Origin of the sequence: Nonomuraea sp. MG754425 (assembly GCF_021699195.1) — a bacterium.
Lineage (GTDB): Bacteria > Actinomycetota > Actinomycetes > Streptosporangiales > Streptosporangiaceae > Nonomuraea.
The window spans coordinates 1-231 of the sequence record NZ_SSXE01000619.1 but is presented as its reverse complement, the minus strand read 5'-3'; the positions used below and the strand labels follow the sequence as shown (position 1 = coordinate 231).

Genomic DNA, 231 nt, shown 5'->3' with positions numbered 1-231 from the left:
TGCGCGACGAGAGCGGCCGGCTCGTCGTCAACATCGAACTGGAGCTGCACGCGCGCGGCTGGCGGATCGCCGAGCTCCGCGCCAGGTTCAACGCCGCCCCGGACGCCGAGCTGAGCAGGCGGCTGACCGAGTGGGCGGCGTTGAACCTGGCGCGGAGCTCGGCGATCCGCCAGCCGCGCGCGTGCAGCTCCAGTTCGATGTTGACGACGAGCCGGCCGCTCTCGTCGCGCA

The 231-nt window shown here is 72.7% G+C and carries 1 protein-coding gene; it reads left to right on the top strand.

Going from position 1 to position 231, the window contains the following annotated elements:
- Positions 1-231, top strand: a 231-nt coding sequence (locus FAF44_RS54225) for a hypothetical protein (RefSeq protein ID WP_237111256.1), incomplete at both ends; no start/stop codon positions are given.